The sequence below is a fragment of the Nonomuraea sp. NPDC050153 genome, assembly GCF_044460125.1.
GTDB lineage: Bacteria > Actinomycetota > Actinomycetes > Streptosporangiales > Streptosporangiaceae > Nonomuraea.
Window position 1 is genome coordinate 236,336 of sequence record NZ_JBITJQ010000015.1, and the last position, 18,737, is coordinate 255,072.

Below are 18,737 nucleotides of genomic sequence, written 5' to 3' on the forward strand. Positions count from 1 at the left end.
ACCACCTTGCTGCCTTCAGAACGGGCCTGGCCACGGCAAAACTAACAGCTTCCGGGCTGCCCGTGGGGCGGACCAAGGACACCGGGCTGCAGTCGATGCACAAGCGTTGCCCAATAGGGGCTCCGGTCTTGGCATATGAAATGCGGGTTTACGCTCGACACTGTGGAGGCACACTATCCGGCCCACTGGGAGGCCGACGTTGTTCTGGCCGACGGAGGCACCGCGCACGTCCGGCCGATCAAGCCCGCAGACGCCGACCGCCTCCGCTCCTTTTACTCGCGGCTGTCAGACGAATCCATCTATTTCCGGTTCTTCGGGCCGCGGCCCCGGCTTTCCGATCGGGAAGTCGAGCGGTTCACGAATGTCGACTACGTCAACCGGGTCGCGCTGATCGCCACCATCGGCGCCGAGATGGTCGCCGTCATCCGCTACGACCGCACCGGCCCCGGCGAGGCCGAGATCGCCTTCCTCGTCGAGGACGCGCACCAGGGCAGGGGAGTGGCCTCCGTGCTCCTGGAGCACCTGGCGGCCACGGCCCGCGAGAACGGCATCGAGCGCTTCGTGGCCGACGTCCTGCCCGCCAACATGCGCATGACGGGCCTGCTGCGCCAGGCCGGTTACACGGCCCAGAGCCAGTTCGAGGACGGCGTCGTACGCATGACGCTCGACCTCACCCCCACCGAGACCTCGACGGAGGTGACGCTCGCCCGCGAGCACCGCGCCGAGTCCCGGTCCATCGCCAGGCTGCTCGCCCCCGGCTCGGTCGCCGTCGTCGGCGCCTCGCGCGAGTCCGGCGGGGTCGGCCAGACCGTCCTGCGCAACCTGCTGGCCGCCGACTTCACCGGCCCCGTCTACCCGGTGCACCGGGAGGTGCGGGCCGTGGCGGGCGTGCGGGCATATCCGAGCGTGGGGGCCATCGACGGCGACGTCGACCTGGCCGTGGTGGCCGTGCCCGCCTCCGGGGTGATCGACGTGGTCAAGGAGTGCGCGGAGAAGGGCGTGCACGGGCTGGTGGTGGTCTCCTCGGGGTTCGGGGAGACGGGCCCGGAGGGCAAGGCCAGGCAGGACGAGCTGGCCCGGCTCGCGCGCTCGTACGGGCTGCGCGTCGTGGGCCCCAACTGTCTCGGCATCGCCAACACCGACCCCGCCGTCCAGCTCAACGCGACCCTCGCCGCCACCCTGCCGTGCCGGGGCGAGGTGGGGTTCTTCAGCCAGTCGGGCGCGCTCGGCACGGCGCTGCTCCAGCGGGTGGCGCAGCGCGGCATGGGCATCTCGTCGTTCGTCTCCGCGGGCAACCGGGCCGACGTCTCCGGCAACGACCTGTTGCAGTACTGGGAGGAAGACGACTCGACCAAGGTGATCCTGCTCTACCTGGAGTCGCTCGGCAATCCGCGCAAGTTCACCCGGCTGGCCAGGCGCACCGCCCGGAGCAAGCCGGTCGTGGTGGTCAAGAGCGGCGGCACCCCCGCCGGGCACTCGGCCGAGGAGCTGCGGCTGCCGGACTCGGCGATCAGCTCGCTGTTCGAGCAGGCGGGGCTGATCAGGGTCGACGATCTCATCCAGCTGTTCGACGTGGGGCAGCTGCTGGCCTATCAGCCGCTGCCCGCCGGGCCCCGGGTCGCGCTCGTGACCAACTCCGACGCCCTCGGCCTCCTGGCCGCCGACGCCTGCCTCGCCGCCGGGCTCGACCCCCGTACGCCGGTCAACCTGGGTCCAGCCGCCGGGGCCGCGGAGTTCGGCGCGGCCCTCGCCGGCGAGCTGGCCTCCCCTGACGTGGACGCGGCCGTCGTGATCTACATGCCGCCCATTCCCGGCGACACGGACGCGGTGGCGGCGGAGCTGCTGCGGGTCTCGAAGGACTCAGGAAAGCCGGTGCTCACGACGTTCCAGGGGCATCTGGGCATGCACCCGGCCCTGCGCGTCGAAACCGGCCCGCCGGGGTGCGGGTCGACGCCCTCGCGCGGCTCGATCCCCTCGTACGCGGCGCCCGAGGAGGCGGTGCGGGCGCTGGCCCACGTGGTCCGCTACGCGAAGTGGCGCGCTCACCCGGCGGTGCCGCCGCCGGAGCTCGACGACATCGACACGGCCCGCGCCAAGGCCCTCGTCCAGGCGGCCCTCGCCACGGCCGCCCCGCCGGGGACCGGCGAGGACGGTGCCACGCCCTTGAGCCGATCGCAGTCGGGCGCGTTCGCGCAGCCGGGCCCGCCGGTCGAGGTGGACGCCACCGAGCTCCTGTCCTGCTACGGCCTCACCGTCTGGCCCGCCGAAGTGGTGCGGTCGCCGGACGAGGCGGTGCGGGCGGCCGAACGGCTCGGCTGGCCCGTGGTGCTCAAGGTGGCCGACCCCGGCGCCTCGCGGCGCGCGGGCACCGTACGCCTGGGCCTAACCGGCCCCGAGATGGTCCGCCACGCCTACGCCGAGTTCGCCGACCAGCTGGGCGAACGGGTGGAGCTGGCCGTCCAGCGGATGGCGCCGCAGCCGGCCGTCCCGACCGTCGTGGGCGTCATCGAGGACCCCGCGTTCGGCCCCTTCGTGTCGTTCGGGCTGGGCGAGGTGACCGCGCGCCTCCTTCTCGACCAGGGCTACCGCCTGGCCCCGCTGACCCGCGAGGACGCCGCCGCGCTCGTGCGCTCCGTCCGCGCGGCCCCGCTGCTCTTCGGCGAGTACGGCTACCCGCCCGTGGCCGTGGACGCCCTCGAAGACCTCCTCGTACGCGTCGGCCGCCTGGCCCACGACCTGCCGGAGGTGGCCAGGCTGGACCTGGACCAGGTGCTCGTCGGCGAGTCGGGCGTCATCGTCCTCGGCGCCCGCGCCACCTTCCGCACTCCGGCGGGCCCACGCCTCGACGGCGGGCCCCGGCGGCTGTCGTGATCAGCTCTCAGCGAAGGGCGGCGGACGGCAGCGAATGGAGTCAACCGAAGTGCCCGCTGATGCCTGGATAAAAGACGTTATAGAGCGTTATATCCGGCGGGTGAGCGCACAGCCTCGCCCTGGCAGGATGGACCCATGAGGGAAACCCGAGTCTCAGCCGCGGGCCTGCGTGAAGCGATCGAGCGCAGCGGCTATTATCCCGACCTCGTCACCGATGCGGTCGAATCCGCGCTGGGCAAGGAGGCAGTGACCGCCTTCGTGGTCCATCACGAGGCCACTTTCGATCCCGCGATGGAGGTGCGCAGGCACGTCACGGTCCTGGTGCTGTCGGCCACGCGGCTGCTGGTCTGCCACACCGACGAGCATCCCGCGGTCGAGGGTGTCTCGACGTCCCACGCCTCCACGACCACGGAGGCCGTACGCCTGAGCCGCGTCCAGTCGGTCGCCGTCACGCGCGTGGTGCCCGACCCCGCCTCCTACGTCCCAGGCGTCCCGCCGACAGAGGTGACGCTCACGATCGGCTGGGGGGCCATCTCACACGTGGACCTGGAGCCGGCCACCTGCGGCGACGAAAACTGCGAGGCCGACCACGGCTACACGGGCGCGATCACCGCCGACGACCTGTCCCTCAGGGTCAGCGAGGCGGCCGACGGCCCGGAGGCGGTCACCCACGTCCTCGCCTTCGCCAAGGCCCTCTCCGAAGCCACCGCCCGCGCCTCCTCCTGACCGCAGGCCCAGGAGATCCACGAGAAGAGGGAGAGATCCGCGAAGGCATAGGATGAAGGACATGCTGGTGCCGGGGTACGACGGCGGGTCACTGGCTGATCTGCCTCATGCGTTGCTGACGGCCCTGGGCGTGCGCGAGCCCGACACGCCTCCCACGCCGGATGCCCTGGATACGGCGCCCGCGACGGCGGACGCCCTCGATACGGCGCATGCGTCCACGACGGCGGACGCTCCCGACCCGGCGATCACGCCCGGGGCAGCGGACGACCTTGACCCGGCGACCACGCCCCCGACGGCGGACGCCCCCGATACGGCGAGCACGCCTGCGCCTGAGGCCGCGCGCGACGTGGCGAACGTCCCCGATCCGCCGGCCGCGCCCTCGACGGCCGCCGCCCACGACGCGACGAGCCTGGCCGACGCTTCTCGCCCGGAGGGCGGCACCGGGGCAGTCGGCCCGGAGCGCGGGCCCGGGGCAACCGGGACGGCGAGTTCGCCCGGCGCGATGGGCCCGCCCAGCACAACCCGCACACCTGGCACGCCGGTCACGGCGCCCATGCCCGATTCGGCGAACACCCCCGGCCCGACCACATGGGCCAGTGCGGCGACTGGGGCTGGCGTGGCCGCTGCGTCTGGCGGGGTGGGCGGGGTGCCGCTTGTCCTGGAGCCGGCCGATCGCGTGTGCCTGTTCCTGGTCGACGGGCTGGGCGCCGAGCTGCTGCGGGCCCACGCCGAGGCCGCCCCGTTCCTGTCCAGCCTGGCGGGCAGGACGCTCACCGCCGGCTTCCCGGCCACGACCGTCACCAGCCTCTGCTCCCTGGGCACCGGCCTGACCCCGGGCGAGCACGGCATGCTCGGCCTGACGCTGGCCGTCCCCGGCACCGGCCACCTGTTCAACTGCCTGCGGTGGACCCTCCCCGACGGTCTCACCATGGATCCCGAGCAGTGGCAGCCCGCCCCGACCGTCTACCAGCGCGCCACCCGGGCCGGGCTCGACGCGGTCTACGTCGCCCCCGCCGAGTTCGAGGGCAGCGGGCTGACGACGGCCGTCTATCGGGGCGTGCGTTACGTGGCCGCCGACACCGTCGACGACCGGGTGGCCCGCGTCCACGAGTCGATGCGCCAGGGGGCGGCGTACGTCACCGTCTATTACGGCGATCTGGACGCCGCCGGGCACATGACGGGGTGGGGCAGCGAGGAGTGGCTGCGGCAGCTCGCCATCGTCGACGACATGGCCCGGCGGCTCGCCGAAGGGCTGCCCCCGGGGTCGGCCCTCTACGTGACCGCCGACCACGGCATGATCAACGCCACCGAGAAGATCGACGCCGAGAGCGTCCCCGGGCTGACGGCGGGCGTGGCGCTGCTCGGCGGGGAGGCCAGGGCCAGGCACGTCTACGCCGAGCCGGGAGCCGCGCGGGACGTGCTGGAGGCGTGGCGCGAGACCCTTCGCGGGAAGGCCTGGGTGGTGTCCAGGCGGGAGGCGGTCGAGTCGGGCTGGTTCGGTCCTCGGGTGCGTGAGCAGTGGCTGGCCCGCATCGGTGACGTCGTGGCCGTCCCGTACACCGACCTGGCGATCATCGCGCCCACCCGTCACAGGATCGAGGCCCTGTTCACCGGCTACCACGGCTCGATGACGGCGGCCGAGCAGTACGTGCCGCTGCTGGAGGCACGCACGTGACCTGCCCGGAGATACTGTGACGAGTTCCGGCGACGAATTCTCTGGGGGTACGCCTTGACCAGCCCGCTCATCACACCGGCCGAGCTCGCCGCACTCGACGAGGTGACCGTGCTCGACGTCCGCTGGCGGCTCGGCGGGCCGCCCGGGGTGGAGTTCTACCGCGAGGGGCACATTCCGGGCGCCGTCTTCTGCGACCTTGACCAGGATCTCGCGGCCACTCCCGGCGCGGGCGGGCGGCACCCGCTGCCCGAGGCGGACGCGTTCCAGAGCGCGATGCGACGCCTGGGGGTGTCGAACGGGCGCTCCGTGGCGGTCTACGACGACGCCGGATCCACGGCCGCGGCCAGGGCGTGGTGGACGCTGCGCTACTTCGGCCACCAGGACGTACGCGTGCTCGACGGCGGGCTGCCCGCGTGGACGGAGGCCGGGCTGCCCGTCACGAAGGACTCACCCGACCTCCCGGCCTCCGGCGAGGGCGACTTCACCGCGCGGCCCGGCGGGATGCCGGCGTTGACGGCCGACGAGGCGGCGGCGCTGGCCACCCAGGGCGTGCTGCTCGACGCCAGGGCCGCCGAACGCTACCGGGGCGAGGTGGAGCCCATCGATCCGGTGGCCGGGCACGTTCCCGGGGCGGTCAGCGCGCCCACGACGGAGAACGTCGGCCCCGACGGCCGGTTCCTCGCGCCCGCCGCCCTCCGGGACCGCTTCGCCGGGCTCGGGGTTCTTGAGGGGGTTCAGGCGGGGGCTTACTGCGGCTCCGGCGTGACGGCCGCGCACGAGGTGCTGGCCTTGGAGGTGGCCGGCCTGCCCGCCGCGCTGTACGTGGGCTCCTGGTCCAACTGGGTGGCCGACCCCTCAAGGCCGGTCGCCACCGGCTGACCTCCGGCCCGCAGGAAGGCCGGTCGCCTTCGGCCGCCGCTGTTCGGCCGAACCGGTCCGCCGCGCCCCTCAACCGGCCCCCGCCTCACCACCAACGGCCGACCGCCGCCCCGGGGCGACGCCCGGCCGTAGGGCGGCCCGGTCACACGGTCCGGGGCGACACTCGGCCGTGGGGCGGTTCGGCTGCGCGCCCCCGCCGCCTCCTCCTTCCGGGTGGCGAGGTGATCTGCTCGCCACCTCGATGGGCCGGTGTTCCCGGCCCCGTACCACGAGCCCCTAATACAGGGGCTGGTCGCCGGAGCCGAAGCAGGCGAAGCCGGTTTCGCCGGTCTTGGCGGCGGCCGAGGCCAGGGCCGCGTCCGGGGGCTGGCCCGCCACCAGCAGTTCGTGGAACATGCTCATGAGCGCCCGAGCCCCCTCGTCCCGCACCGGCACCAGCCCGGCCACCACGCACGCAGACCCCTTGGAAAGGAACGTTCCGGGCAAACCCAGCGGCGCCCCCTCCACCGGCGTGCGCGACATGCCGGAGTTGCAGGCCGACAGCACCACCAGCCCCGGCGACCGGGGAACGTCCAGCAGGTCGTAGGCCATCAGGGAGCCGTCATCCAGCGTGATCCCCGACACCAGCGGGCTGCGCGCGTGGAAGACCCCGTGCGCGGCCAGGTGCAGCACGTCGGCCGACGCCAGCGCCTCCAGCACCGGCCCGGTGCGCGCCGGGACCTCGCGCCCGTGCGGGTGGCAGGCCAGTACGTTCTGCACCTCGGCGTGCGCGTGCGCCAGGGCGGGTCCGGCCGCCGCCACCACCGCCGGCGGGCCGCTCCGGCGGGCGCGGGCGAGCTCCCGGGACTGGACCCAGGCGGCGGCGCTGGCGGCCACGTTCACCGGACGTTCGCGCAGGCACGGCAGCGCGCCCCACGGCAGCGTGTGCAGGGCGCCCACGGGCACCACCACCAGGGGCCCGTCGCCCAGTTCGGCGAGGAGCGGGCGCAGCAGCAGCCGTTCGACCTCCAGGGCCGCAGCCTCGACGTGTCCCGAGTCGCAGCCAGGGGGAAGATCGTTCCCGGGATGCGGCCGGGTGACCGAGCACTGGCGGCGCAGCGCGTAACGGAGCCGGACGATCGCCTCCTTGACCGGCCGCACGTCGCCCACCCGCCGCAGCGCCACGCGTTCCCTGGCGATGAGTACGGCCAGCAGCGCCTCCTCGTCCGCCACGAACTCCACCAGCGCCCCGAACCCCAGCTCGCCCCGCACCCGCTCGGGATCCACCAGCGAGCACGCGTGCGAGGGCGCGGCCACCGCCCGCCACCGCTCCGCGAACTCGAACACCTCGCCCGCGGATCCGCCCCGCACCGCCAGCCCCAGCCCGAACCCCGCCAGCCGCTCCCCGGCCCGGGCCGCGTGCGCGCGCAGCGAGGGGTCGTCGAACGTCTCCACCCGCTCGCTCACCTCCGACAGCCCGACCCGGACCGCGCGGAAGGCCCCCGTGGCGTCCTCCTGCAGCGACGCCTCCAGGGCGAGCGCGTGCTGCCGCACCGGCACCGGGATCTCCGCCTCCCGCGTGGGCTCCGACTCCGGCGGGGTGAGCCGGGTGCCGATCGGGGGCGGCTGCTCGTCCCGTTCGGCGTGTTCGGTGAGGAGGGCCAGCTGCGCCGAGGCCGTCGGGTGGTCGTCCACGGTCAGCGCCGCCTCGGCCGCCACCAGCCGCAGCGCCGCCGCGCCCGCCAGGTGCGTCAGGCCGTCCTCCAGCTCGTCCGCGCACGCGACCAGCTCGGCGACCAGGGCGGGCGTGACGGGTTCGAGGGTCAGCCGGGCGCGCAGGATGACCTCCCTGGCCAGCGGCAGCCACGACGTCCGGTCCTGTTCGGCCAGCTCGCGGGCCGCCTGCTCGGCCACCTCCCGCGCCTGGTGCGGGTCGCCGGTCAGCAACTCCACCTGGGCCAGTTTCAGCCGCGCCTCGGCCAGCGCCACGTGCGCCCCCGACGCTTCGAGGTCGGGTACGGCCAGGCTCAGCATGGCCCTGGCCTCGCCCGGCAGGTGGGCGGCCAGCAGGGCGCCGGCGAAGTCCGCCCGCATCGTGGCCAGCCGTTCGGGGAAGCCGAACAGGGTGTCCTCGGCCTCGCGGTAGTGCTTGAACGCCCCCGCGATGTCGCCCCGCCGTACTGCGAGGAAAGGCAGGTTCGCGGCGGACAGGCGGGTCAGGTGCCGCAGCCCCGCCTGCCGGGAGATCTCCAGGCAGGCGGTCAGGTCGCGCATGGCGGCGTCCCAGTCGCCGCGGTAGGAGTGGACGAGGCCGCGGTTGAGCAGCCCGCCCGCCAGGAACCTGCGGTCGTCGATGGTGCCGGGCGCGGTCACGAGGGCCCGCAGCGCGCGGTCGCAGGAGGCGATGGCCTCCTGGTGGCGGCCGAGGCGGGCCAGGGCGACCGCGCGCTGCGTGTCGAGTTTGGCGCGGTCCAGCGGCGAGAGGTGGGCCCAGGCCAGGGCGGCCACGCGCAGGGCCTGGAGCGGGTGGCCGCGTTCGGTGCGGACGGTGACGAGAGAGAGCCGGGCCTGGGCGACCCGCTCAGGCGGGGCGCCCGGGGTGGCGATGGCCTCGCGGAGGTGGTGCTCGGCGCCGCGCAGATCGCCCAGCTCGCGGGAGGCCAGCGCGATGGCCCTGAGGGCGACGGCCTCGGCCTCGGGGTTGCCGGCGCGGCGGGCGGACGAGAGCACGGTACGGCCGGCGTGGAGTGCGTGGTCGGGATCGACCAGGGAGCGCATGACAGCGGCCTCGGCCGCCACGACGAGCGGATCTCGGTCGTCGGGTCGATCTGGTGCTGCGCTCATATAGATGCCTTGGAACGGAAACTCGGTGCCTTGAAACGGCCTGGAACGGAAACGGCCGAGAGAGGCGACGCGGCTCTCTCGGCTGGTCGGCAGGGGATCAGGGTCGCGTCAGGGCCGGATGCGCACCCATCGCGTCTGGATGGGTTTGTGGCCCGGGCGATGGCAGACCACGCTGAGCCAGCCCGGCGGCAGCCCGGTGGCCGCGAACTCGCCGGAGCCGGCGATCCGCCGGGTGAGCGTCAGATGGGGAGTGCGCACATCGACGAGCGCGCCCTCTCCCGGGTACGGGAAGACGTGTCCCGCCACGTCGATGAGACCGTCACCGATCGTCACCTCCAGGTCGAAGGTGAGGCCCGCCACGACGAAGCGCACCAGATGGGAGCCCTCGTCATCGCGTACGCCGCGGGTCGCGCCGCAGTCGGCGGGAGCGGCGGTCACCGCCCCGGGAACCCGGAGTCCGTAGGCGTCACGCGCGCCGGCGGACACGTGGCCGGGGATCGGGTCGTTCCCGGTGGCCAGCCGGAGGGCCGCCAGGAAGTACTCGTCGTTGATCATTGCGCTGTCTCCTGTGTCGAGATCAGAGTGCGCAGTTTCTCCAGGCACCGGGCCTTGGTCGGGCCGATGCTGCCCACGGGCAGGCCGAGCCGTGACGCCATCTGCTGGTTGCCGAGGTCGACGGCGACCAGTTGGAGGAGTGAGCGACAGGGCTCATGCAGGTCGGAGACCGTCTTCCAGAGCAGGCGCCGGCCGTCGGCCTCCAGGACGGCGGACTCCGGGTCAGGGTCTTCGACGACCTCGAAGGAGGAGACCCCGGGACGATCCTTCCGCAGCAGCAGGAGGGCTTCGCGGCGCGCGGTCGTCACCAGCCAGCCCCCCACTCCCGCCGGATCCCTGATGCTCTGGAGGTGCTGCAGCAGGCGCAACCAGGAGCCCTGGACCGCGTCCGCCGCGTCGGAGGGGCTCAGGCCGCACGCGCGGGCCACGGCCCACATACGCGGCCCGAACCTGGACTCCAGCTCGTCCCAGGCCGACCGGTCGCCTTCGGCCGCAGCTGCGAGCAGCTCCGCTGAATCGCGCATCGCGGCCTCCTTCCGTCCGGCACGAGCAGGCGATCATGCCTCCCCGTGATTGGCTGAGGACTGAGCGTAAACTCTACAGACTCGCTGGGATCAGAACTCCCAGATCCTGAATTTGCCGGGCCCCCTCCGATTCGAAGAGCCGTCTGGCCACGTCCTTGGCCGGCTCGCTCTTGGCCGCGTCCGCGACGGCCCCCGCCACCAGGGCGGTGGCGAACGACGTGCCGCTCCATGTCGCGTATCCCGCGAAGTCGTCTCCGTCCAGGAAACTGCTGGTCAGCCAGTCGCCGCGGGCGCAGGCGTCCACCCAGATGCCGTAGCCGGAGTAGGGGGCCCGTTGCCTCTCCGAGGCGTCCACGGCGGCGACGCCCACCACGGAGGGCAGCGCCGCGGGCCAGAACGGCCGGTCGGACCCCGTGTTGCCGGCGCAGGCCACGGTCACCGTGCCCGTCAGCGCGGCGATGGCGTCGCTCAGCAGCGGCGGCGGGCGATCGTCGTAGGTGTGGCCGCCGAAGGAGAGGTTGAGCACGTGCGGGGGGCGTTCGCGCATGCGGTGGAGGGCGCGTACGACGGTCGCCTCGTCGCCGATGCCGTCGCCGTCGAGCACGCGGTGCACGTTCAGCTCCGCGCCGGGCGCCCGCCGGGCCAGCAGGCCCGCGATGAACGTGCCGTGGCCCGCCTGCGCGCCCTCCGTCGCGTCGGCGCTCTCGGGGGTGGTCCGGCCGTACCAGTCGCTGCCGGACCACCACGGGTGCTTGGCGACGCCGGTGTCGAGCAGCCCCACGACCACGCCCGAGCGGGACCGGCCGGGCTTGTGGGCGATGGGCGGGGTGGGGAAAGGTCTGGACGCGGGACCGCCGAAGAACAGGGGCTGGCCGCGGAACACGTGGTTCGGCGATGCTCTGAGGCCCCGCTCGCGAAGCTCGGCGGTGATCTCGCAGGGGTCGGCGCCGGGCGAAAGATGGATCACGCAGACGCCGTCCGCCTCCGAGACCGCCTGGGTCCACCGGGAGACGGCGGACAGCGCCGTGCGGTCGGTCAGTAGCTGACCAGGCCGGATGAGCGACGCGCCGACAGATTGAATTTCCATGACGCGGTATGTTTCCCCGCTGGTGGAACTGTCACATGCCACTCCCGCACCAAGTTGGTATGGCCCCCCTCTGGTGTCGGATAGCGACCGACGGTAGTCTCTCCCTAGTCACTTGTGATCATCCCGGGGCGAGGCCGTTGGGGAAGGCGCACCTCGTACCGAAACGGGAGGTCCGGTGTCTGCTCGTGGCGTCCTTTACGTCCACTCGGCTCAGCCCGCGCTGTGCCCTCATATCGAATGGGCAGTCGCGGGTGTCCTTGGTGTGCCCGTTGATCTGACGTGGACACCGCAACCCGCCGCGCCCAACGTCGTACGGGCACAGGCGGAGTGGGATGGTCGCGCCGGCATCGCCGCGGCCATCGCCTCCTCGCTCATGGGCTGGCAGCGCCTCAGGTTCGAGATCACCGAGGACGCGTCGCCGGGAGTGGACGGGTCCCGCCACGCCTACACGCCGACGCTCGGTGCCTTCACCGCGGTCATCGGCGTGGCGGGCGACATCATGATCCCCGAGGACCGGCTCAGGGCGGCGATGATGATGGCCGCGCAGGGGCGGTGCGTGCTGGAGGACGAGCTGGACAAGATGCTCGGGCGGCCGTGGGACGAGGAACTGGAGCCGTTCCGGTACGCGGGCGACGGCGCGCCCGTCCGCTGGCTGCACGCCGCCGTCTGACCCCTGCCCACGCCACGGGCGAACGCTTCGCCCGAGAGGCCCCGCACCCACGCCGGTGCGGGGCCTCTCGGGAAGCCCCCTCCCGGGCCCGCACCACCCCACGTCGGTGCACTCCTCCCGGGCCCAGCGCCGTCCCACGGTGGAGCGCCTCTCCCGGACCCGCGCCGAGCACATGGACCTGCGCCGAGCACGTCGACCCGCGCCGAGCACGCGAGCGGCCCCGCACCGATGGTCGGTGCGGGGCCGAGCGTCAAAAGACCTACAGCGGGATGTTGCCGTGGGCACCACGGGCGGGCGTGGCCTGGGCGAGGATCTTGGCGATGGCGCCGCGGGTCTCCCCGGGCCTGATCACCTCGTCGATGACCCCCAGCTCCCGCGCCCGATCGAGCCCACCGGCCAGCTTCTCGTGCTCGGCGGCCAGCCGCTGCTCCAGCTCGGCCCGCTCCTCCTCCGGCGCGGCGGCCAGCTCGCGCCGCTTGAGGATGCGTACGGCCGCCACCGGCCCCATGACCGCCACCTCGGTGGTCGGCCAGGCGAACACCTTGGTGGCCCCCAGCGCCCGGGAGTTCATCGCGATGTACGCGCCCCCGTACGCCTTCCGCGTCACCAGCGTGATCCGCGGCACCGAGGCCTCGGCGAAGGCGTGCAGCAGCTTGGCCCCCCGCCGCACGACCCCGTCGTGCTCCTGGCCGACCCCGGGCAGGTAGCCGGGAACGTCCACGAGGACAACCAATGGCACTCCGAAAGCGTCACACATACGTACGAAGCGGGCAGCTTTCTCGGCGGACGTGGCGTCGAGGCAGCCGCCCAGCCGCATCGGGTTGTTGGCGATCACACCGACCGTCCGGCCACCGAGGCGGCCGAGCGATGTGACGATGTTCGGCGCCCACTTGGGGTGCAGCTCGATGCCAGGCTCGTCGAGCAGGCCGTTGACCAGCGGCTTGACGTCGTAGGCGCGCCTGGCCGAGTCGGGCAGCAGCGTGGAGAAGTCCACTTCCTCGATTTCTCCCGTGCGCACCCGGCCCTGGTGGCCGAGGAGCGTGGCGAGCTGGCGCGCCCTGACGTACGCGTCGGTCTCGGTCTTGGTGACGACGTGCACGACGCCGCTGCGCTTGCTGTGCGGCTCCGGGCCGCCCAGGGCCGCGGCGTCGACGCTCTCACCGGTGACGCTGCGGACCACGTCGGGGCCCGTGACGAAGATGCGGCCGGAGTCGGCCAGGATGACGAGGTCGGTCAGGGCGGGGCCGTACGCGGCGCCGCCGGCGGCGGGGCCGACGACCACGGAGATCTGCGGCACCACGCCGGACGCCTTGGTCATGGCGGCGAAGACCCGCCCGACGGCGTGCAGCGACTCGACGCCTTCGGCGAGTCGCGCACCGCCGGAGTGCCAGATCCCGATGACCGGCACCCGTTCACGGACGGCCACGTCGTAGGCGTGCACGATGTGCTCGCAGCCCTCGCTGCCCATCGCGCCGCCCTGGAAGCGGGCGTCACTGCAGAAGGCGACGACGGGGACACCCTCGACGCGGCCCATGGCGGCCAGCACGCCGCTCTTGTCTTCGGAGGTGATCAGCCGCAGCGAGCCCTCGTCGAGCAGCGCGGTCAGACGGACGACTGGATCGCGGGGATCGGCAGGCTCCTGTTCGGTGCCGTCGGTCGCCACCCCGTTGTCCAGCACGGTCATTTATGCCCCCTTAAACACGACGGCCACGTTGTGACCGCCGAATCCGAACGAGTTGTTGACCGCGGCGACGTCGCCTTCGGGCAGCGGGCGGTTCTTCCCGTAGACCAGGTCGACCTCGATGCCGTCGTCGAGGTCGTCGAGGTTGATGGTCGCGGGGACGATCCGCTCCTGCAGTGCCTTGATCGTGAAGACGGACTCGATGCCGCCGGCCCCGCCGAGCAGGTGACCGGTCATCGACTTGGTCGAGGTCACGAGCGGGTGGGTGCCGATGGCCTTGGCCACGGCCTGCACCTCGCCGACGTCGCCGGCGGGGGTGGAGGTGGCATGTGCGTTGACGTGCTTGATGTCGAGGCCGGTCAGGCCCGCGTCGTTGAGCGCCTGGGTCATCGCCATGATGATGCCCCGGCCCTCGGGCTCCGGCTGCGTGATGTGGTGGGCGTCGGCGGAGTAGCCGACCCCGGCGCAGTAGGCGTAGATGCGCGCGCCACGCGCCTTCGCGTGCTCCTCGGACTCCAGCACCACGATGCCGGCGCCCTCACCGAGCACGAACCCGTCGCGGTCGCGGTCCCACGGCCTGGACGCGCCCTGCGGGTCGTCGTTGCGGGTGGACATGGCCCGCGCGGCGGCGAAGGCCGCCATGTTGAGCCCGTGGATGGCGGCCTCGGTGCCGCCGGCCACGACCACGTCGGCGCGGCCGACCCTGATCATGTCCATCGCGTAGCCGATCGCCTCGGCGCCGGACGCGCACGCCGACACGGTGGCGTGCACCCCCGCCTGCGCGCCCAGGTCGAGACCGATCCAGGCGGCCGGGCCGTTGGGCATGAGCATCGGCACGGTGAACGGCGACAGCCGGTTCCAGCCGCGCTCGCGCCAGGTGTCGTACGCGCTCAGCGTGGTGCTGATGCCGCCGATGCCACTGGAGACCACGACGCCCAGCCGCTCCGGCGCGACCTCGGGGGTGCCGGCGTCCTGCCAGGCCTCCCGGGCGGCGACCATCGCGAACTGCTCGCTGCGGTCGAGCCGGCGGGCCTCCGGCCGCGGCAGCACCTCGGTGGGGTCCACCGCGGCCGTCCCCGCGAACCTCACGGGGACGGTGTCGATCCAGTCCGTGGTGAGGGTCTCGACACCCGACTGACCGGCGAGGAGCGCCGTCCAGGTCGAGGTGACGTCTCCACCGACGGGCGTCGTCGCGCCAAGCCCGGTGACGACGACACGTACCCGGTTCGCACTCACGTTTCGCGCTCCTTGCTAGTCAGTATGTGGTCTCGGTCTCAGCCCTGGATGAAGTTGAGGACGTCCTTGACCGTCTTCAGGTTCTTGAGCTGGTCGTCGGGGATCTCGACGCCGAACTCGTCCTGGGCGGCCACGGCGATCTCGACCATCGACAGGGAGTCGATGTCGAGGTCGTCCACGAAGTTCTTCTCGGGGGTCACGTCCGAGGCCGGGATGCCGGTGATCTCGTTGATGATCTTGCCGAGGCCGTCAAGAATGTCCTGCTCGGTGGCCATGTTGCTGGTTCTCCTTTTTGATTTCTGGGTTCTGTACGGGCGATACCGTACAAGCTCTGGATGAGGTACTGGGGGGAGGCTAAGGGATCTCGACCACTTGCCCCGCGTACGTCAGCCCCGCGCCGAAGCCGAGCAGCAGCGCGAGACCGCCGGAGCGGACCTCGCCGCGCTCCAGCATGCGCGACAGCGCCAGCGGGATCGAGGCGGCAGAGGTGTTGCCGGCGGTGACGATGTCGCGGGCGATCACGGCCTTCTCTGCGCCCAGCTTGCGGGCGATGGCCTCGATGATGCGCAGGTTTGCCTGGTGGGGCACGAACGCCGTCAGCTCCGCGGGGTCCACGCCCGCACGCTCGCACGCCTCCAGGGCCACCGGGTGGAGCGCGGTGGTCGCCCAGCGGAACACCGTCTGGCCCTCCTGGTGGAGGAAGTTCTGGCGGTCCTTGACGATGATCGCCTCGGACTTGTCGCCGGCGCTGCCCCACACCACGGGGCCGATGCCGGGAGTCTCGGAGGGACCCACCACCGCAGCGCCCGCGCCGTCGGCGAAGATCACGGCGGTGGACCTGTCGGTCCAGTCGACCCACTGCGACAGCTTCTCCGCGCCGATGACCAGCACGTTGCGGGCCGAGCCCGCGCGCACGGCGGCGCTCGCGGTGCCGAGGGCGTAGCAGAACCCGGCGCAGGCGGCGTTCACGTCGAACGCGCCCGGAGACTGGATGCCGAGGCGGTGGGCCACGACGGCGGAGGCGTTGGGGATCTGGGACTCGAGCGTGCAGGTGGCGACGATGACCAGGTCGATCTCTTCGGGCGACAGGCCGCTCGCGGCCAGTGCCTTGCCGCCGGCGATGGTGGCCATGTCTTCGAGGGACTCGCTGTCGGGAGCGACGCGGCGCTCCTTGATGCCGACCCTGGACTGGATCCACTCGTCGTTGGTGTCCATGGTCTTGGTCAGGTCGTCGTTGGTGACGACCTGCGCCGGCTGGTAGTGGCCGAGGGCCAGGATCCTGCCGCCAGGGGCGACGTCGGGAATCTTCACTTGATCAGCTCCCTGGCCGCTTCGAGGTCGTCGGGGGTCTTCAGCGCCACGGCCCGCACACCGGGCAGGGCGCGCTTGGCGAGGCCGGTGAGCGTGCCGCCGGGCAGCAGCTCGATCATCTTCGTGACGCCGAGCCCGGCCATGGTCTCCATGCAGGCGCCCCACCTGACGGGGCTGCTGATCTGCTTGACCAGCCGGTCCACGAACTCGGCGCCGGTGGCGACCGCCTGGCCGTCGGCGTTGGACAGGAGCGTGACGGCGGGGTCGGCGGGGACCACGTGGCTCGCGGCCTCGCGCAGGCTCTCCACGGCGGGGGCCATGTGGTGGGTGTGGAAGGCGCCCGCCACCTTCAGCGCGATGAGGCGGGCGCGGGCCGGCGGGTCGTCCTTCAGCGCGGCCAGCTGCTCCAGCGTGCCGCCCGCCACGATTTGTCCGGCGCCGTTGATGTTGGCGGGGGTCAGGCCGTGCCTCTCGATGGCGGCGAGCACGTCGTCCTCGACGCCGCCGAGCACGGCGCTCATGCCGGTCTCGGTGATCGCGGCGGCCTTGGCCATGGCCTGGGCGCGCTCGCGGATCAGGGTCAGCGCCTGCTCGGGGGTGAGCACCTTGGCCAGCGCGGCCGCGGCGAACTCGCCCACGCTGTGGCCCGCGAGCACGTCCGGCGTCGCGCCGAGCACCTCGGCGGAGGCCAGCGCGGCGGCCACGAGAAGGGGCTGGGCTACGGCGGTGTCACGGATCTCGTCGGCGTCGGCGGTCGTCCCGTAGGCGATCAGATCGAGCCCGACGACCTCCGACCAGGCGCCGAGTCGGTCGGCCACACCGGGGAGCTCGAGCCAGGGAGAAAGGAAGCCTGGCGTTTGGGCACCTTGGCCCGGAGCGACGAGTACAAGCACAAAACCCACCTTGCCCTGTAGAACTCCGACACGCGGATAATGATCCGCACGAACTTCGTCCGGGGGGTTTTGTAGGAAGCCTACAGTGGGGATTTCGGCGACATTACGTTAGGGCGCGCCACATTTCGGCGCTCTCCGCCAACCGGCCGAGGATCAGGCCGACCTGGAGCGTGAAGGCGGACCTGCCCTCCGTGGGCTGGTAGCCGGTCAGCTCCGTGATCTTCTTCAGGCGGTAGCGGACGGTGTTGGGGTGGACGAACAGCAGCCGCGCCGTCGCCTCCAGCGAGGTGCCCTGCTCCAGGTACGTGGCGAGGGTGTCGAGCAGGGGCGTCCCGGCCAGCGGCAGGTAGACGTTCTCGATGAGCTGCTGCCTGGCGTCGTCGTCGCCGTCGAGCGCCCGCTCGGCCAGCAGGTCTTCCGCGTGCACCGGCCGGGGCGCGTCGGGCCAGCCGGACGACGCCTTCAGCCCGGCCAGCGCCGCTCTGGCGGACCTGGCCGCGGCGTGCAGGTCGGGGACCTCGGGGCCGATGACGATGGGGCCCATCCCGAAGCGGTGCACGACCTGCTTGGCCGCGTCGTTGACGCTGTCGGCGCCGCCCACGATGACGATCAGCCGGTCGGCCTGCACGCCGGCCAGCAGGTCCATGCCGATGCGCCGGCCCTTCTCCCGCAGCCCGTCGATGACCGCGCGGGGGTCGTCGTCGGGGGCGTGACCGGCGATGACGACCACGGGGGAGGAGGTCCAGCCGAGCGCGGCCGCCCAGGAGTGCAGGCCGTCGTCGACCTCGCCGCGGACGAGGGCGTCCACGATCAGGGCCTCCAGCCGGGCGTCCCACGAGCCCCTGGCCTCGGCCTCGCGGGCGTAGACGTGGGCGGCGGCGAAGGCGACGTCGCGGGTGTAGCGGAGCATGGCCTGCTGGAGCTGGTCCTCGCCGCCGGGCGCGGCCAGCTCGTGGGCCTGCGCCTCGACCACCTCGACCACGATCCTGACGATGTCGACGGTCTGCTGCAGCGAGATGGACCGCTTGAGCTCGCGCGGGGCCGTGCCGAAGAACTCGATGCTGGGGGTGGGGGGATCCTCGCCGGCGATCGAGAACCACTCGACGAACGCGGCGATGCCGGCCTGGGCCACGAGCCCCACCCACGACCGGTCCTCGGCGCTGAGCGCGCGGAACCACGGCAGCTGGTCCTCCATGCGCGCCATCGCCGCCGTGCCGAGCGAGCCCATGGCCCGCTCGAGCCTGCGTGTGGTGTCCTCCCGGGTCCGGTCTGTCACGTCTCCTAGAGTGCCAGGTCCGTCCGTATGACCGCGACGGTCGTTCTCCCGCGGTGGGCCGGATCTCCCTCAGCGGTCAGGGGTGCGTCAGATGACCGCGACGGCCGTGATGAGGCCGATCGCGACGTGCGTGACCGCGAGCAGCCGCGCGCCCGGCTGCAGCTCGGGCTCCTTCACGAGGTCGCGTACGGAGATGCCGACGATCCGGTCGAACAGCAGCATCGCCACGGTCTGCACCACGATGCCCACCAGGCCGAACACCGCCGTGCCCGCCAGCCCCTCGGCCAGCCGACCGCCGGAGGACCAGATGGAGGCGGCCACGATCAGGCCGACGGCGGCCAGCGCGGAGGTGGCGAGCAGGGTGGCGTTCGGGTTGCGCTGGGTGCGGATGATCTCGCTCAGCTTGCCGGGGGTGGCCCAGTCGATCACGTAGAAGCCGACGATCATCAGGATCACGCCGACGGCGGCGTACGAGGCGATGGCGCCCGCGCCACGGGCGAGGGTCTCGAGAAGAGTCACGTTGATTCCTA

At 72.6% G+C, this 18,737-nt stretch carries 16 protein-coding genes; 5 read left to right on the plus strand and 11 right to left on the minus strand.

All coding sequences use genetic code 11. The features are described from left to right. Positions 1–135: 135 nt before the first annotated feature. The 4 genes from ACIBQ1_RS32985 to ACIBQ1_RS33000 all read left to right on the plus strand — a co-directional run bounded on the left by ACIBQ1_RS32985 (position 136) and on the right by ACIBQ1_RS33000 (position 6,151). The gene (locus ACIBQ1_RS32985; RefSeq protein ID WP_397283197.1) at positions 136–2,871 is read left to right on the plus strand and encodes a GNAT family N-acetyltransferase; all 2,736 of its coding nucleotides are present in this window, start codon (positions 136–138) and stop codon (positions 2,869–2,871) included. 135 nt (positions 2,872–3,006) lie between these two features. After that, positions 3,007–3,597: a DUF5998 family protein gene (locus ACIBQ1_RS32990; RefSeq protein ID WP_355374341.1), complete on the plus strand. Its 591-nt coding sequence runs from the start codon at positions 3,007–3,009 to the stop codon at positions 3,595–3,597. A 61-nt stretch (positions 3,598–3,658) separates the two neighbouring features. Beyond that, the gene (locus ACIBQ1_RS32995) at positions 3,659–5,272 is read left to right on the plus strand and encodes an alkaline phosphatase family protein (protein ID WP_397283198.1); all 1,614 of its coding nucleotides are present in this window, start codon (positions 3,659–3,661) and stop codon (positions 5,270–5,272) included. A 54-nt stretch (positions 5,273–5,326) separates the two neighbouring features. Then, positions 5,327–6,151 carry a sulfurtransferase gene (locus tag ACIBQ1_RS33000; RefSeq protein ID WP_397283199.1) on the plus strand — a complete coding sequence of 275 codons (825 nt, stop codon included), beginning with the start codon at positions 5,327–5,329 and terminating at the stop codon, positions 6,149–6,151. 276 nt (positions 6,152–6,427) lie between these two features. On the opposite strand, the gene ACIBQ1_RS33005 is transcribed toward ACIBQ1_RS33000, so the two are convergent. The 4 genes from ACIBQ1_RS33005 to ACIBQ1_RS33020 form a co-directional block, all read right to left on the minus strand. Next, on the minus strand, positions 6,428–8,974 hold the full coding sequence (locus ACIBQ1_RS33005) for a CHAT domain-containing protein (RefSeq protein WP_397283200.1): 2,547 nt from the start codon (positions 8,972–8,974) through the stop codon (positions 6,428–6,430). Between the two features lie 108 nt (positions 8,975–9,082). After that, entirely contained in the window at positions 9,083–9,529 is a 447-nt protein-coding gene (locus ACIBQ1_RS33010; RefSeq protein WP_397283201.1) for a hypothetical protein, read from the minus strand. Next, on the minus strand, positions 9,526–10,053 hold the full coding sequence (locus ACIBQ1_RS33015) for an RNA polymerase sigma factor (protein ID WP_397283202.1): 528 nt from the start codon (positions 10,051–10,053) through the stop codon (positions 9,526–9,528). The genes ACIBQ1_RS33010 and ACIBQ1_RS33015 overlap by 4 nt, the downstream gene beginning before the upstream one ends. A 73-nt stretch (positions 10,054–10,126) precedes the next feature. After that, the gene (locus ACIBQ1_RS33020) at positions 10,127–11,140 is read right to left on the minus strand and encodes a S8 family peptidase (protein ID WP_397283203.1); all 1,014 of its coding nucleotides are present in this window, start codon (positions 11,138–11,140) and stop codon (positions 10,127–10,129) included. A gap of 175 nt (positions 11,141–11,315) precedes the next feature. Between ACIBQ1_RS33020 and ACIBQ1_RS33025 the strand changes: the two genes are divergently transcribed. Then, a complete protein-coding gene (locus tag ACIBQ1_RS33025) occupies positions 11,316–11,810 on the plus strand; it encodes a DUF3145 domain-containing protein (RefSeq protein WP_397283204.1) in 495 nt (164 codons plus the stop codon). A 259-nt stretch (positions 11,811–12,069) separates the two neighbouring features. Here ACIBQ1_RS33025 and ACIBQ1_RS33030 read toward each other — a convergent pair whose 3' ends face one another. From ACIBQ1_RS33030 to ACIBQ1_RS33060, 7 genes are all read right to left on the minus strand, one after another. Beyond that, positions 12,070–13,494, minus strand: coding sequence for an acyl-CoA carboxylase subunit beta (locus tag ACIBQ1_RS33030; RefSeq protein ID WP_397283205.1), 1,425 nt, complete (start codon positions 13,492–13,494; stop codon positions 12,070–12,072). Continuing rightward, positions 13,495–14,727: a beta-ketoacyl-ACP synthase II gene (gene fabF / locus ACIBQ1_RS33035; RefSeq protein ID WP_397283206.1), complete on the minus strand. Its 1,233-nt coding sequence runs from the start codon at positions 14,725–14,727 to the stop codon at positions 13,495–13,497. 38 nt (positions 14,728–14,765) lie between these two features. Next, a complete protein-coding gene (locus ACIBQ1_RS33040) occupies positions 14,766–15,002 on the minus strand; it encodes an acyl carrier protein (protein WP_397283207.1) in 237 nt (78 codons plus the stop codon). 79 nt (positions 15,003–15,081) lie between these two features. Continuing rightward, entirely contained in the window at positions 15,082–16,038 is a 957-nt protein-coding gene (locus ACIBQ1_RS33045) for a beta-ketoacyl-ACP synthase III (protein ID WP_397283208.1), read from the minus strand. Beyond that, complete coding sequence (locus tag ACIBQ1_RS33050) at positions 16,035–16,931, minus strand: ACP S-malonyltransferase (RefSeq protein ID WP_397283209.1); 897 nt, start codon at positions 16,929–16,931, stop codon at positions 16,035–16,037. Before ACIBQ1_RS33050 ends, ACIBQ1_RS33045 begins: the two co-directional genes overlap by 4 nt. 103 nt (positions 16,932–17,034) lie before the next feature. Continuing rightward, a complete protein-coding gene (locus tag ACIBQ1_RS33055) occupies positions 17,035–18,159 on the minus strand; it encodes a PucR family transcriptional regulator (RefSeq protein WP_397283239.1) in 1,125 nt (374 codons plus the stop codon). 135 nt (positions 18,160–18,294) lie between these two features. Next, on the minus strand, positions 18,295–18,726 hold the full coding sequence (locus ACIBQ1_RS33060) for a DUF350 domain-containing protein (RefSeq protein WP_397283210.1): 432 nt from the start codon (positions 18,724–18,726) through the stop codon (positions 18,295–18,297). Positions 18,727–18,737: the final 11 nt, after the last annotated feature.